The sequence below is a fragment of the Sporosarcina sp. CAU 1771 genome (assembly GCF_054482775.1).
The window spans coordinates 32882-48911 of the sequence record NZ_JBTLRN010000026.1; the positions used below are offsets into that span (position 1 = coordinate 32882).

Annotated in this window: 11 protein-coding genes; 2 read left to right on the plus strand and 9 right to left on the minus strand. The window is 42.5% G+C overall.

The window, feature by feature from the left end:
- Positions 1-9: 9 nt before the first annotated feature.
- The 5 genes from ACXYMX_RS14350 to ACXYMX_RS14370 form a co-directional block, all read right to left on the minus strand.
- A complete protein-coding gene (locus ACXYMX_RS14350) occupies positions 10-690 on the minus strand; it encodes a GntR family transcriptional regulator (protein WP_459044939.1) in 681 nt (226 codons plus the stop codon).
- Between the two features lie 81 nt (positions 691-771).
- Entirely contained in the window at positions 772-3468 is a 2697-nt protein-coding gene (gene acnA / locus ACXYMX_RS14355) for an aconitate hydratase AcnA (RefSeq protein WP_459044950.1), read from the minus strand.
- A gap of 24 nt (positions 3469-3492) precedes the next feature.
- A complete protein-coding gene (gene prpB / locus ACXYMX_RS14360) occupies positions 3493-4392 on the minus strand; it encodes a methylisocitrate lyase (protein ID WP_459044940.1) in 900 nt (299 codons plus the stop codon).
- Positions 4389-5786, minus strand: coding sequence for an MmgE/PrpD family protein (locus ACXYMX_RS14365; protein WP_459044941.1), 1398 nt, complete (start codon positions 5784-5786; stop codon positions 4389-4391). The genes prpB and ACXYMX_RS14365 overlap by 4 nt, the downstream gene beginning before the upstream one ends.
- Positions 5787-6015: 229 nt before the next feature.
- Positions 6016-7149, minus strand: a complete 1134-nt coding sequence (locus ACXYMX_RS14370) for a PrpF domain-containing protein (protein ID WP_459044942.1) — start codon at positions 7147-7149, stop codon at positions 6016-6018.
- A 98-nt stretch (positions 7150-7247) separates the two neighbouring features.
- Between ACXYMX_RS14370 and ACXYMX_RS14375 the strand changes: the two genes are divergently transcribed.
- Entirely contained in the window at positions 7248-7553 is a 306-nt protein-coding gene (locus ACXYMX_RS14375; protein ID WP_459044943.1) for a hypothetical protein, read from the plus strand.
- Positions 7554-7684: 131 nt separating this feature from the next.
- On the opposite strand, the gene ACXYMX_RS14380 is transcribed toward ACXYMX_RS14375, so the two are convergent.
- The 4 genes from ACXYMX_RS14380 to ACXYMX_RS14395 all read right to left on the minus strand — a co-directional run bounded on the left by ACXYMX_RS14380 (position 7685) and on the right by ACXYMX_RS14395 (position 14087).
- Complete coding sequence (locus ACXYMX_RS14380) at positions 7685-9640, minus strand: S-layer homology domain-containing protein (protein ID WP_459044944.1); 1956 nt, start codon at positions 9638-9640, stop codon at positions 7685-7687.
- Positions 9641-10726: 1086 nt separating this feature from the next.
- The gene (locus ACXYMX_RS14385; protein ID WP_459044945.1) at positions 10727-11128 is read right to left on the minus strand and encodes a GtrA family protein; all 402 of its coding nucleotides are present in this window, start codon (positions 11126-11128) and stop codon (positions 10727-10729) included.
- The gene (locus tag ACXYMX_RS14390) at positions 11125-12060 is read right to left on the minus strand and encodes a glycosyltransferase family 2 protein (RefSeq protein WP_459044946.1); all 936 of its coding nucleotides are present in this window, start codon (positions 12058-12060) and stop codon (positions 11125-11127) included. Before ACXYMX_RS14390 ends, ACXYMX_RS14385 begins: the two co-directional genes overlap by 4 nt.
- Before the next feature lie 194 nt (positions 12061-12254).
- Positions 12255-14087, minus strand: a complete 1833-nt coding sequence (locus ACXYMX_RS14395; protein WP_459044947.1) for an S-layer homology domain-containing protein — start codon at positions 14085-14087, stop codon at positions 12255-12257.
- A gap of 182 nt (positions 14088-14269) precedes the next feature.
- On the opposite strand from ACXYMX_RS14395, the gene ACXYMX_RS14400 reads away from it, so the two are divergent.
- Positions 14270-15814 (plus strand): glucosyltransferase domain-containing protein, encoded by a 1545-nt coding sequence (locus ACXYMX_RS14400; protein WP_459044948.1) that lies wholly within the window; start codon positions 14270-14272, stop codon positions 15812-15814.
- Positions 15815-16030: the final 216 nt, after the last annotated feature.

The window sequence follows — 16030 nt, forward strand, 5'->3', positions numbered from 1 at the left end:
AATATGCCTTTAAATTTTTTTCAGATAAAGATTAAGTGTTTCTTTGGCAATTTGCAAATTACGAACGATGTGTTTGCGCATCTCATTTTCCACTTTCTCAGCATCGCCTTCTTGAATGAGTTGAAAAATTTCCATATGTTCTTTTACAGGAACGATCGGGCTGTAATCTGGGTTTTTATAGCCACCAATTCGACGGTAGCGCTCGATTTGGCCGTTTAGCTGTTCAAGAATCCGCTTCGCAGTTTGATTCGTACTTATGGAATAAAGAACGGCGTGAAATTCACTACCATATTTCACCGTATGTTCAATTCGATTTTGTTCAGCGGATCGTTTCATTAAATGAAGAATGTCCTCCAATTGTTGGCGCTTTTCTTCCGTCATGAGCAGTGTTGCTTCTCGTACTAACAGGCCTTCGATGACTTCTCTCACTTTGTACAATTCTTCAGCTTCTGTAAGTGTAATCGGTGCGACGTGCATCCGACCGTTCGCTTGTTTGATAATTAACCCTTCCAGCTCAAGTCGATACAAAGCTTGTCTCAGCGGTGTGCGGCTCACACTAAGTTCCGTTGATAGCTCTTCTTCGATTAATTGGCGTTCGGGTTCATAATGCATTTCAATTATTTTTTGTTTTAGTTCATTATAGGCAATGTCACTCGCTGACAATCTTTTTGCCGTTGGGTAGTCACTCATATTCAAATTCCCCTTTAACGTGCAAGGCCACTAAGCGATCTCTAGGTGGCCGTTTGCACTTGGTTTCAACGTATAACTTCATTATACCAATTCCTCGATGAATTGTTTCATTACAGACGGTAAAATCCCGCCACTCGTATAATACTCGACCTCTATGAGACTATCGATTCTGACGAGAACGTTGAATTCTTTCGTATCGCCATTTGAAGTTGTAGCTCGTACGGTTGCTTGTTGTCCTGGAGTTGGCGCTGAATCGAGTCCGATGACTTCGTAGTTCTCAGTTCCTGTTAATCCAAGACTCGGCGCACTTTCGCCTGCAAGAAACTGTAGAGGTAGAACCCCCATGCCAACAAGGTTATTGCGATGGATTCGTTCATAGCTTTCCGCGAGGACAACTTTCACTCCGAGTAAAGCGGTCCCTTTTGCTGCCCAGTCCCTTGAGCTGCCGGTTCCGTATTCTTTCCCTGCAATGACAAGCAAGTTGTGGTTGAGTTCTTTGTATTTCATCGCCGCATCGTAAACAGCCATAATTTCACCATTCGGCAAGAATTTTGTATAGCCGCCTTCTTTTCCATCGGCAAGTTGATTGCGCAAGCGGACGTTCGCAAAAGTTCCCCTCATCATGACGTTGTGATTTCCACGTCTTGATCCATACGAGTTGAATTGCCTTGGCGACACACCTTTTCCAGTTAAATACTTCCCTGCCGGAGAGTTCAATCCGATATGCCCAACTGGCGATATATGATCGGTCGTAATGGAGTCTTCTAATAGAAGCAACACGTTCATGTTTTTGAAATTATCCGCTGGAACTTCGTTTTGATTCCCCGTTGTAAAAAATGGCGCTTCTTGAATGTAAGACGAATCTTCGTCCCACTCATACAACGGGCCAGTCGGTGCGTCGATATTGTCCCACCGTTCATTTTCAAAAATATGGCCGTACTGTTTTTCAAATAGATCTGCATGGACAGTCGCTGCAATGACTGCCTCAATTTCTTGTGATGAAGGCCAAATGTCACTTAAGAAAATGGCTTCCCCTTCGGAATTAAACCCGAGCGCTTCTGTCAACAAATCCTTTTGGACCGTTCCAGCAAGTGCATATGCAACAACGAGAGGAGGCGACGCTAAATAATTTGCTTTAATAAGCGGATGAACCCGACCTTCAAAGTTTCGATTTCCACTTAACACAGAAGCCGCGACGAGATCATTGTCCGTAATCGCTGTTTCTACTTCTTCTGAAAGAGGGCCCGTATTTCCACAACATGCGCCGCAACCGTAGCCGTCGACAAAAAAGCCGAGCTGTTCTAAATACGTAAGTAGTCCGGATTCTTCTAAATACTTTGTAACGACAGTCGATCCTGGAGTTAGACTCGTTTTGACAAAACTAGGTGTAACAAGGCCCTTTTCAACTGCTCGTTTTGCTAATAAACCCGCGGCAATCATGACATATGGATTGGATGTATTTGTACAGCTTGTAATTGCTGCAAGGACAATTGAACCGGTTTTGATTGTTTCATTGGATTGAGGTAAATTGACCGAGCGCTCGATCTCCTCGCTAGGCAATCCATAACCACGTTCAGCAACGGGCTTTGAAATCGCATCTATAAAAGATTCCTTCATTAAAGAAAGGGGAACTTTGTCTTGTGGACGTTTTGGCCCTGCAAGTGTAGGTACGATTTCCGATAGATTGATTTCAACAACGTCTGTAAACGTTGGACTTGGTGTTTCGTCTGTGCGATACATACCTTGTGCTTTGTGATACGCCTTGGAAAGTTCGATGAAACGTTCTCTTCCTGTCAATTTTAAATAATCCATCGTCACATCATCCGTTGGAAAAAAGGACATTGTTGCGCCGTATTCAGGTGCCATATTCGCAATCGTCGCTCGGTCTGCAAGCGTCATGTATTTAAGTGAGGCTCCGAAAAACTCGACGATCTTTCCAACGACGCCTTTTTTACGAAGCGTACTTGTTACGGTTAATGCTAAGTCTGTGGCTGTCGATCCTTCGGGTAATTTGCCGGTAAGTTTCACACCGACAACTTCTGGGATCACGAAATAAAGCGGTTGCCCCAACATCGCGGCCTCTGCTTCAATTCCACCTACTCCCCAACCAATTGTTCCAAGTCCATTAATCATTGGCGTATGCGAATCCGTTCCAACGACTGTGTCCAAATAAATGTCACCTTGTTCTGAAGTCATGATGGATGTACCGAGATGCTCCAAATTCACTTGGTGAACAATTCCAGAAGCCGGTGGGACGACTCTGAAGTTATCAAACGCTTGCTGAGCCCATCTTACAAAACGATAGCGCTCCGCATTTCGTTCGTATTCGAGTTCCAAGTTTTGATTGAACGAATCTTTGTTGCCCGCTACATCCGTAATCACAGAATGGTCCACAACTAAATCGACTGGAATCTGAGGATTGATGCGTTCGATATCCCCGCCCAATTCAACGACTGCGCTACGCATCGCTGCAAGATCGACAATTGCCGGAACACCCGTGAAGTCTTGCAACACAATACGAGCCGGTTTAAACGGAATTTCACTGTCTTTTTTTTGGGTCGTTTTCCAATTGGCGATGAGATCGATATGTTCGTCCGTGATGTACTTCCCATCAAATTGTCTGATTGCACTTTCAAGCAATGCTTTTATAGAAAACGGTAACGACGTGATATCGCCAATACCGTTTTCTTCTAACTTTTTTAAGCTGTAATAGTTGTGCGAATTGCCTTCGACTTCCAATGAAGACTTCGTTTTGTTTCTTACCTCCGAATCGTTCATCATCCATGCACCTCATTCAGAATGTTATTCATCCAAAACCGTTTTGGCGATTGTGTTATCCAAGTCTTCGTACTCGAAGTATTTGATTGTTTCATAGAGTTCTTTACGTGTTTGCATGTTTTCGACCGCTAGTTTTTGTGATCCTGTTTCTTTAATCAAACTGTAGACGTCGCGAATCGCTTTCGATGCAATGCGTAGTGAAGTGACGGGATAAATGACCATTTTATAGCCCCATGCTTCAAATTGCTGCGCTGAGAAATAAGGCGTCTGGCCAAACTCCGTCATGTTTGCGAGAAGAGGTGCATCCACTTCTTGTGCGAACTGCTTGAACTCTTCCTCCGTTTGCAATGCTTCAGGGAAAATCGCATCTGCGCCGGCTTTCATATACGCGTTTGCACGCTCGATTGCCGCCTCAATGCCTTCAACACTTTTCGCATCAGTTCGTGCAACGATGACAATATCCGGACTCGCTTGTCGTGCCGCAAGAATTTTTTGAACCATATCTTCAGTGGAAACTAGCTTTTTACCATTTAAGTGACCACATTTTTTCGGAAGCTCTTGGTCTTCCATTTGAATCGCCGCCGCTCCTGCATCGACAAGTTCTTGAACCGTTCGAGTTACGTTGAGGACACTACCAAAACCTGTATCAATATCGACTAACAATGGAAGTCCTGTCGCACGCGTAATTTCTCTCGTACGCATTGCCAGTTCTGTCAGTGTAATTAATCCAAGATCTGGAAGTCCTAAACTCGCTGAAAATGCTGCTCCTGAAAGATACAATGTGCCGAATCCTTGCTCTTTCGCAAGGAGTGCAGCCATCGCATCATGCGTACCCGGGATTTGGATGATGCCTTTATCCGCAGAAAGTTGCTCTCTTAATTTCACAATTGGGTGTTCTTCTTGTTGTCTAACCAACCAGCTCATACAAGCACCTCCGCATTCCGAACGAAGCTTTGGACAATCTCTTCATAATCTGTAACGTTTTCCAAGTTATTTAACGCTGTGAATGCTTGTTTTTGTTGGTCTTCAGTAATAAATGCCTTTGTAAGACGGAAGAATTTCTCTTCGATTTCTTCGTCAGAAAACGGATTTCCGCTATGACCCGATGGATGTTTGACGATTTCTTGCAGTTTACGACCGTCTTTCATCGTCAACGTAATGCGATTTGGATTGCCGTCTGGATAGCCCGCGTTCATTTCCTCCGTTACTTCAATCGACATCATCGTTTTGATTCGCTCAAGTGTGATTTCGATTGCTAGGCGCTCTGGTGAAAATGTGTCGATGTTGATTTCTCCATCTTCAAGAGTCGCCATAACGATGTATGGGAGTGAGTGATCCGCAGTCTCACGCGTTTCCGGTGCCCATTTTTGTTCGTCTTTCGCTAGGATATCGTATGCCATTTGGAATGTTTCAACATGGATATGTTCGATGTCTTCAACCGAATCGATTTGTTTGTAGAGCGTAAGCGCCGCTTCAATTGCACTTTGCGTCATATACTCAACTGCCCATTTTTTAACGTATGTTTTTAGAATTCCTTCAGGACTCGTGACGTTTTCAAACTTTTTCACGACTGCTTCAGCGTCTAGTTTTTGTGCAAGCATTTGGTAATTCATTCCCATTGTTCCTTCAAACGGCTCATAAGGACCCTTCATGCCACATTCAGCAAGTTGTACTGCGAAAACTGCATTTCGTGCCGCGTTTGCTGCTGCCGCTGCTTTCCACATTGAAATTTCACCATTTCTCGTTTGACGCATTGCTGCGTGCGGAACGATTGCAAGTGCAAGTGCTTGTTCCGTTTGTTCTTTCGTGAAATCAAGCAAATTTGCAGCCCCAACAACTGTCGCCACTGTAATGTAATTTACGTGATCCCAACCATTCGACTTAAGGCTTGCGCTGTCACAGAAATTAACCCCAACTTCGTAGGCTGTTGCAATCGCAGCGATCAGTTTCTTTCCGGATAGATTGCGTTCTTCAGCCAGTGCGAAAAGAGGCGCGATTACGTCACTTGGATGCAAAGGCTCTACCGATAAATACGTGTCGTTGTAATCCAAATAACGAATCGCTGTTCCGTTCGCAAACGTTGCGTAATCGACAGCTGCTTTTTTATTCGTTCCGATGATTGAAGCACCGTTTGTTTTTTCGTAGCGATACGATAAATCTCTTGCCGATTTTGACGCATCGAATTCATACCCTGCCATCAAACACCCTAATGTATCAATGACACGCCTTTTCACCTCTGCAATTACTGGCGTTGATAAACTTTCATACGTTACCCCACTTGCGAATTCTGCTAATGTTTCTGTTATGCGATCTGACATAATAATTCCTCCTTGGAATATGTGAAAATATTTTTGGTTGTTTTATTCCCGTAACGCGTGGGTTTGCTCCCGGTGTGGCCGGTTTATTCCCGTAACGTGGTGTGTTGCTCCCGTAATGACTGAGTTTATTCCCGTAACGGGGTAGTTTGCTCCCGTAATGACTGGGTTTATTCCCGTAACGGGTGATTTTATTCCCGTAACGCGTTTTAAGAGTAGATTACTAAGCTCTTTATTTAGGAATATATAGGTTGCCTTTAATAATTCGTCTTGCCGTTCTTTCTAGACCTACATACTCGACGTCATTTCCGTCTGCGGTGAGTCGGACGTTTACTTCGGCGATTCCATCTGGATGACCAATTCGTATGACTTGCTCACCACTTACTTGTTTAATTCCCGCGCAGCGGTTAGGAATGGTTCCTGGCAAAAGTGTTGCGGCAGCCAAGTTATATAGGCCACTTCCTGCAAATGTGCGGTGAAAACGCCCCATCGAAACCATTTTTGCTACGATATCGACTTGTTCTTTTTTAATTTCTTTGCCTGAAACCGTGATGTAATCATGCGGTTCCGCAACGATAGCGATTTTAGGAATCGCGGGTGCACTGGCGGCTTCTTCACGTGATTTCGTTAGGCCCGTTTGAAAGGACATTTCACATCTAGCGGCCTCGAGCGTTTGGAGTAATTCTGCGTTTGCCGATAAATCCGTGAAGAGGCTATCCGTTGTTAATCCCACTGATTCGGCGGTCATGTAGACGAATGGATTCACAATATCGACGACGGATACTTCAAATTGCCCTTCATCGATCGACATTTCATACGTCTTTTCTAAAGGCAGTGTGTTGCCTGTCTTTCCTCCACCTGGCGATAAAATATCAACATTGTATTTCGCGCCCGGTAAAGTGAGTCCAGACATTTGGTAGTCTCCGGAAACTTTTGCTTGATTATCGATAACAGGAACTTGCAAGCGAATCATTTTTCCGATGTTCGTGTTGAAGGCGTTGACGGTGACATGCGGATCGTTTGTGCTGGCAATCAAACCTTCATCAACGGCGAAAGCCCCGACAGCTGCCATCAAATTTCCACACGTCCCCTTGTCATCAACAACTTCTTCATTAATCCCAATCTGATAAAACGTATAATCGACATCTGCATCGTCAACTGAAGGCGGCCCGATCACAACAACCTTACTCGTGTGTGAAGTCCCGCTGCCCAAACCATTCACTTGCGACAGATTATACGAATCAATGCCGTTCATGAAAATTGTTTCCATCTCACGGCGATTTTCGGGCAAATCTTTTTTATTGAAAAATATCCCCCTACTCGTACCTCCTCGATAAACAACGCATGGAACCGAAAACTGACCCATTTAACCACACTCCTTCTCGTTATGTATAATTGTATACAATTATACATAGTATTGCAACTAGTTTGGAGAATGCTAGTTTTGGTTGGTTGGAGGATGAGGTGAGTTGGTTGGTCAAGTGGGGTTGTTTGTTGAGCTATGGCGGGGTTTGGTTGGACTACGGGTTGTTGGTTGCACTCGTTGGCCAGTTCGTTGTACACGCCACACTTTTTGTTGCACTACAGCATAATTTGGTTGGACTTCGATCTTTGGTTGCACTCCATGCCCAGATGGTTGCACTTAGCAAGATATTGGTTGCACTACAGCATGATTTGGTTCGACTACGATCTTTCCTTGCACTCGCAGAACTATTGGTTGCACTACCGCGTGACTTGGTTGGACTCCGATTTCTTTGTTGCACTCCATGACGTATCGGTTGCACTCGCCACACTTTTTGTTGCACTACCGTGAGATTTCGTTGCACACTCCACGCAATTCGCACTTCATTCCAAACAAAAAAAGCGTGTCCTAACTAATTTCTAGTTAAGACACGCTTCTCTTATTTTATTTGTGGAATCTCTTTTACATAGTCACCAGATAGATATAACTCATCATAATTTAATGAATCGGAAACGATTTTCAACCATGGTTTTGGACTAGCTTCTTCTAAAATAATGAACGGCATACCAAATTTGTATGTGAACACCGTATTATTCGAAGTACCAGGGCCTACACGGACGTTGAGTGCCGGTGAAACGGATGTTGAAATCCCTACTTTATAAGGATTCGCCAAATCTTTTCCGCCCATCGCTTTGTCCATTCTGTATAAGTGGCCAGCTGCTTTCGCTCCCCAATACGGATCGGAAGCGTATTTCACGTTGAAGCCCATTGCTTTATTTCCAAAAACAGCTCCGTTTGAATGAACAGCTCCTGCTGGAATATAGTTTCTGTTTAAGAATGCATTCACAAGCTCATCAATACTAGCTTGCGGTGAAACAAACTCTTTATTTAAAGGATTGTCATCATAGACATAAAGTCCAAACAGATTGTTATATTTCTGAGCATGATTGCTCAATCCATAAGCACTTTCATGTTGCGCTAACGCTAGCATCATGAGAGCATTTACTTTTTTATCAGCTTCCATTTGTTTTAAATATTTACCCAAACCAACCAATTTGCTTTTTTCAAGCGCATTTGGATACGATTTCGGATTATCTATTTCTAGTTGGGTAAGCATTTTTACGATATACGCATCGATTTCCTCAGCCGTATAGTTTGTCTTGCTGCGTGCAGGTAGGTATTGGAAGTACTGATATGCCTCGCCCGCTTTAGTACCGTTCGTATTAAAGTAATTTATTCCGTCCCAGCTGTAGTACTTAGCTCCTTCTTGCATGAAGCTTGCCGTTTTCCCAGCTTGATAGGTAACGAATTTTTTACTGTGGTTCAAATAAACATAATGTGTCAAAATACCGCCTTTTGCAAGGTAGTAAGAACGCTCTTTTACTGCTTTCCAAGGCATTAGGATCGCATTTTCATGTTTAATAAATCCATTTTTTCCTGCAACCTTGATCTGTACATATTGATCCGTTGAAGCGACATATTCAAGTTCAGTATCCGCAGAAACATAAGTAAGTTGTCTGTTTAAGTTAGAATTCGAATATATAATCGTTAAACTACTTGCAACAGTAGGTTTCGAAACAACGATTCCGCCTGGCATATTCAAAATGGAAGTTCCGTATTGAACGACTTGTCCAGTTTTCATAGCGGCAAGCGCTTCAGTATAACTTTTATACTTCTTGACTAGCTTAGTCGAACCATCTTCTTGTATGGATGCAACGTCATAAGTTAGCTCAGGCACTTCTACTACTGGTGGTTTTTCTTCCTCAACCGGTGGCGTATCGTCTTCTACTTCAAGCGCCTCTAAAAATCGAGAAAGTACTTTTGCCGCATCGCCACGTGTTGCATTGGCGGCTGGCCTGAAATATAAACCGCCATTCGTTGGTGAGCCTTCGAATATTTTGTAATGAACCGCATTGCTTACTGCGGATTGATAGTCTTTATAAATATCGGTAGTATCTGTAAATGTAAGTGTCTTAGTCCGATCCGCAACGTTCATATAATCAAGCGCCCGCTTAATTATAACAGCCATATGTTCACGACTAATGTTATTTCCTGGTTTGAACGTTCCATCTGGATAACCAGTAATCAGGCCTGCACCTGCAGCAGCTAACATCTCGTCATCAGTGACGTCTGTTAAAATAACACCTTCAACTGGCATTTCCAAATGCAGAGCACGTTTCATCATAATCGCAAATTGACCACGCGTTATATGTGCATTGGGCTTGTAGATCCCATCGCCATACCCTTTCATGATTTCCTTATCTACCATTTCAAGCAAAAACTCTTTATGCCAGTGATTTGAAATATCATCTTGTGCCGCCGCATTTGCGGTAAATGGAACAACTAATAGCACTGCGAATAAAAAGGGAATTACTTTTTTCATCAGCTGATTCATTAAAAAACTCCTAACTCTTATTGTAATAAACTACTCTAGTTTTCTATCAACAGTTTATCACATTAGGTAATGTCCCGCTTTGAAAATTCAACATTTGAGACTACTTAACTACTACTTTTCTGATTATGTATTTGGTGTGGGAAGTTGGGGGGCTAATGGGCGTATTCGGGGGCGACGGCGGAGTTCGGAGGCTTGACCGCGGAGTTCGTGCACGCAACGGCGGAGTTCGTACGCGCCACGGCGGAGTTCAACGGCTTGACCGCGGAGTTCACGCACCCCACGGCGGAGTTCGATGTCGGCACAGCGGAGTTCTGGGGCGACGGCGGAGTTCAACGGCTTGACCGCGGAGTTCACGCGCGCCACGGAGGAGTTCGATGCCGACACCGCGGAGTTCGTGCGCCACGGCGGAGTTCAACGGCTTGACCGCGGAGTTCATGCACCCCACGGGGGAGTTCGATGCCGGCACAGCGGAGTTCGGGGGCGACAGCGGAGTTCAACGGCTTGACCGCGGAGTTCATGCACCCCACGGGGGAGTTCGATGTCGGCACAGCGGAGTTCGTGCGCCACGGCGGAGTTCAACGGCTTGACCGCGGAGTTCACGCACCCCACGGGGGAGTTCGATGTCGGCACAGCGGAGTTCGGGGGCGACGGCGGAGTTCAACGGCTTGACCGCGAAGTTCATGCACCCCACGGGGGAGTTCGATGCCGACACAGCGGAGTTCGTGCGCTACGGCGGAGTTCAACGGCTTGACCGCGAAGTTCACGCGCGCCACGGGGGAGTTCGATGCCAGCACAGCGGAGTTCGTGCGCCACGGCGGAGTTCAACGGCTTGACCGCGGAGTTCACGCGCGCCACGGGGGAGTTCGATGCCGGCACAGCGGAGTTCGTGCGCCACGGCGGAGTTCAGCGGCTCGACCGCGGAGTTCATGCACCCCACGGGGGAGTTCGATGCCGACACCGCGGAGTTCGTGCGCCACGGCGGAGTTCAACGGCTTGACCGCGGAGTTCACGCACTCAACGGAGGAGTTCATTCCAACAAAAAAATTCCCACTACGCTTTGTAGTGGGAATTCATGTGTTTCAATAATTAATTTTTAAAAGCGAAGAATCGCTGGCCTAGATAATTAAACCCGGTGAACAATACCATACCAACGGCCATTGCGATGTTTTCTTGCACGACTAGACTGTAGTCGGACAGTAGGATCAAGGTTAATGGCTTGGCGACGCCGTAGGCTAACCCAAAGCAAACGGCGATGTTAATGACAAAACGGACACTTACCCAAATCGACTTATCTTTATTTTGAAATGTAAAATACTTATTCAGGAAATAACTTAAAATACTTGTTAACGTGTAGTTGGCTGTAGAAGAAAACCAATACGATGCTCCCGCCAAATTATACAGGCCGAACATGATTGTCGTTCCAACAACTGTGTTTATAATACCTACTAGGATAAACTTCCATAGCTTTTCATCAAACAAAGATTTCATAGGGAATCCCTTTTTGAGGAAGCTGTTTCAGATACAATGTATCTTGGCCTTTTTCTTGTCTCTTCATATATTTTAGCGATGTAGTATCCGATAATTCCTAAGCTCATCATAATAACGCTACCAATTCCGAGAAGTAATAAGATAACAGTTGTAAATCCTTCAAGTGATTCGCCCCTTATAAAGTTGGCCAATGATTGGAAGCCGAGTACACAGGCAAAAATAAAGAAGAAGAAACCAAACATCGTCACAATCTGCATTGGTGCGGTTGAAAATGACGTTATATTGCCAACTGCATATTTAGTTAATGAATAAAAAGACCACTTTGTATTGCCTACTTCACGTTCACCTACATCAAATTCAACGGTGATGCTTTTAAAACCTAGCCAAAATGACAACGCTCGAAAAAATAATTTTCTTTCTGGCAACTCTAAATACTCATCGATTACTTTGCGATCAAGCAACTTAAAGTCTGATGAGTTCGCCATATCAAATCCGGTAGCTCTATCTATAATCGAGTAAAATGATTTGGCAAAAAATCCATCTAAGACGCCTTCTTTTCCTCGAGAAGCTTTAACGCCTTCGACGACTTCATAACCATTTAACCAGTGTTCATACATCTTGATCATCGTTTCCGGAGGATGTTGTAGATCACAATCCATTACAATGCAGCAATCACCTTTGGCTTGTTTTAATCCCGCTAAAATAGCTGCTTCTTTTCCAAAGTTTCTTGAAAAGCACACGCCCGTAACATGGTCATATTGTTCACTAGCCTTTTGAATTTCCTGCCAAGTGTTGTCTTTCGAACCATCGTTAACGAAAATAATTTCGATTGGAATATTTTCTTTTTCAAGATGTGCTGTAATCACTTCCGTAGCTTTAAGAATCATATTTCCTTCATTATATGCAGGAAGGACAATTGATAATAACGTCATATTTACTTACCCTTTCTTCGTTCAAGGATTTCTTTTGCACTCACTAGTTGAGTATCGAATAATTCAGGTATAACTAGTCTACATCAGGCTATAGTATAGCGTAAATACTTCATTTAATCCATAAGGACCTATATCGCGGAACATGAAAAATCGACCAAAACAACTAGTGTTGTTTGGCCGACTTTAAACTCTTTTTACAATTCTACTTGAATAACTAGTGGATCTGGCGGGAACATCAGTAGTCCACCTACAATGTAATCCGCCCCCAAGAATCTTTTAGGTTCCAAAAACAATCCAAATACTCTATGGGCCGAGACAGAACCTTTATATACGGATGCAGTAAATTCGAAGCTTCTGTTATCGCCAAAAAATGCAGAGTCTCGAAGTAATTCCTTCTTATTAAAGTCTATATACTCAGAACCCTTTGAGAAAAACCAAGCGGATTCTACACGGTTGTCTTGAGGCCATAATAAAACATAGCCTGGTTGATCGGCTGATTTATTAGGAATAAGTAAACTCATATTCTTTTCATCAATCGCAGCCAATACAATTTTTAAGTCATTCACAATAACTTGGTAACGATTTATATCAGCTGTCATTGTTGTAGTGTTTGCCTTTTTATCAAGCATTTTATAAGCGTTGAGCTTATCTTTCGCGGCATTAATTTGGCCTTGTGCAATTGCTGGATCTTTTACATATTTGATTTGCGCATATAAGTTATGAATAGCAACTGTTGCTGCGCTTCTTGCTTCAGATGTATCCAAATGACGTTTTTCAATTAATTTATTTTGTGCACTTAGTACACCATCCCAATTGGAAACATTATATTGAGGGTATTTATTTTTAACAATTCCTACTGCATTATCTGCTAAAGTCCACTTTTGTGTTGCTTCCAATGCATTTCCTGCATTTTTCACATCAAGTGGCAAACTGACTATTAATGCATTTGCTGTTTTATATTCAGCTGGTGCATTGGGCGGAACTGGAACAATAATAACTGGGTCCCCAGGCAATCCTGGAAAAGTAGGTAATACAAATTTTGCTACATTGACAGTTAAAGGTACAGTGAAAGTAGTATCTTTCACGTTGCCTACTAACTGATGTGTACCTACTGGTAAATTCCCAACACTTTTATTCCAAGTAACGGAATGATCTTTTTCAGTTTCATCACTATAAACGACAGGAATCGTTTTCGGCATCAATCCTTCTTTATATGAATCACTAAAGATTTCAGAAAAGGTAATTGGCAGTAAATCTTTCGCAAATAGTGCAACCACTGGTTCAGGCTCTGGTTCTGGCACCGGCGTAGGTTCAGGACGAACAGGTATCTCAGGCTGACCAGGAGGCGCAGGCTGATTCCCTTCTGCAGCATTGTTTGCATTTGTTAAAAATGTAGCAAACTGTGCGCGTGTTGTTGTTTCACCCGGACGGAAATTCGTGACCGTCGTTACATTATTTTCGGATAAAATATGAATGTACTCGCGGAATTCCTCCCCCGCTAAGTTGGCGTCAATCACTTTAGATTGTTGGCCAGGCACACGTTTCAAATCGAACGCATTGACTAATACTTTCGCCATTTGTTGGCGAGTCATTAGATTCATTGCTAATAAATTATTGTTGCTTCCTGTGAAAATACCTGCTTCTTTCACAATAATTGAATATTTATAAAGCTCGTTGTCTGAATGTGTTGCGGGCACATCCTTAAATGGAACCGCATTCGAAAAGTCATAGTTGGCTAAGCTGACACCCGACTTTATCAAAACAAGTTTTCCTAAAGACTTTGTAACGTTAGCCCGAGACAATGTGTGCGCCGGCTTGAATGTACCGTCTGGATACCCAGATAGAAACCCATTTTCATAAGCTTCCAAAATGCCTGTATAATGACTATTTGACGGGTTGACATCTGAAAATATTTCTTGGGCCGAGGTTGGTTGAGGTGAAAAGGCAAAGATAAACGCAATACCTACCATGATGCGAACAATCCACTTTTTCAAGGAGTTTTGTTCTATTCCAATTGTTTCTGTCATTTCTATTCATCTCCTACTCTTTTATGATTCCCCTCATTGTATAGATGAAAGGTTAAGAATAGGTTAAGTCAAAAAAACATGTGTGAATTTAAATTGCATTGCAATTTTAAAGCGATAATTGATAACCCTACATTAAAAGGCTATACTGAGTGTTGATATTTAGTAAAACATGGAGGAATAGTATGCCTGACAATTTAGTAGAACGAGCGAAAACGTATATTACGCCTCAATGGCGGCTTGCATTTATCTCGACATTCGTAATTGGTTTATTAACTCATTTTTATGTATTTGTAAATCGGTTACCTAATCATGATGGAATGTACAATATATACAGCTCTCAAGCAAAAGTAACATCTGGACGCTTCTTCCTAGGTCCTGCAAGTGGAATGAGTTCCTATTTTGACTTACCTTGGATCATCGGTCTATTTTCGATTTTCTTCTTAGCTCTCACTGCGGTCTGCGTTGTTTCGCTCTTTAATTTGAAACATAAAGTCCCGATCATATTAGTTTCTGGGATTATTGTCGCCTTCCCAAGTGTCAGCTCAACGTTTGCCTATATGTTTACGGCTGACGGGTATATGTTTGGAACGCTTTTAACGATTTTCGGAATCGTGTTAACAAAGAACTATAAATATGGATTTGTTGCAGGTGCGATTGCTTTAATGTTAGGTGTCGGCATCTACCAGGCGAATATTTCTGTAGCTTTAGGATTTATCACATTCTTTTTACTTTCAGTTATTTTATTTTCAGAAAGTACCGGAAAACAATTATCGGTTTATATCGCACGATTTGCGATGATGACCGGGTTTGGAATGGGTTTATATTTGGTCGTTTATAAACTTTACACGAACTTTTTCCAAGGTAAAATCACGAGTTATCAAGGTCTTGATAAAGTTGGAAAAGTCAGCTTCAGTGACATTCCTGACCGTATCGAAGATATTCAGGATTCGATTAAAGCGTTTTTCTTTCCTAGTATCTACTCGCACGATCAATATAACTTTCTAGAAATTTTAAACATCATGATTCTTAGCTTAGTTGTAATTGGTATGGTTGTATGGATAATAAAGAAGAAAATCTATATGAAGCCTTTGCACTTAGTTGTACTCGCTTTACTTATCTTTACATTGCCATTCAGTAATTACATTGTTTACTTCATATCGCTTGAATCTGAATATCATATGTTAATGGTTTTCAGTCTCACAACCGTCTACATATTTCTAGCGATTATGATGGATCAAATCAATCTTGGCAAGATAAAGTTCTGGGGTTATTTGAGCGGCGTACTAACGACTGTTCTTTTAGGAGCTACGATACTTAACTTTGCTATTATCGCAAATATTGCTTACATGAACATGGAATTGCGCTATGAAAAGTCCATGCATTTAGCAAACCGAGTACTTGACCGAATCGAACGTTTGGAAACGTATGATGAAGTAGAGAAGATTGGTGTTGTTGGACGTGCACCACTTTACTCGGAACTTACTTCCGAGACGATTCCCCGTCAAATTCCAAGAATGGTCGGGACAACCGGAGAAACATTCTTAGCACAAACCGATCACTACCAAAAAGCATTTGAACACTTTTTTGGTTACACAATTGAAGCTGCATCTCCAGAAGAAATTGAGATAATTAAAGAAACGGCTCAATTTAAGGACATGCCCATATGGCCTGCAGAAAAGTCGATTCAAACGTTTGATGAAATTGTAATAATTAAATACATCGATTGATTTGTTGGAATGAAAAACACCTTTCATGTAAATGGCTATTGTCCATTTAATGAAAGGTGTTTTCTATTTACTTAATTGAGTCAATTTCATAATTCCAAGCCCTTACATACCAAGGGTTTCTAGGCATAAAAAATAGAGCACCTCCCCAAATCCTGTATAATGTAAGTTACCACACAAACATAAAGACAGGAGAGAGTGCCCTTATGTCCATTATAC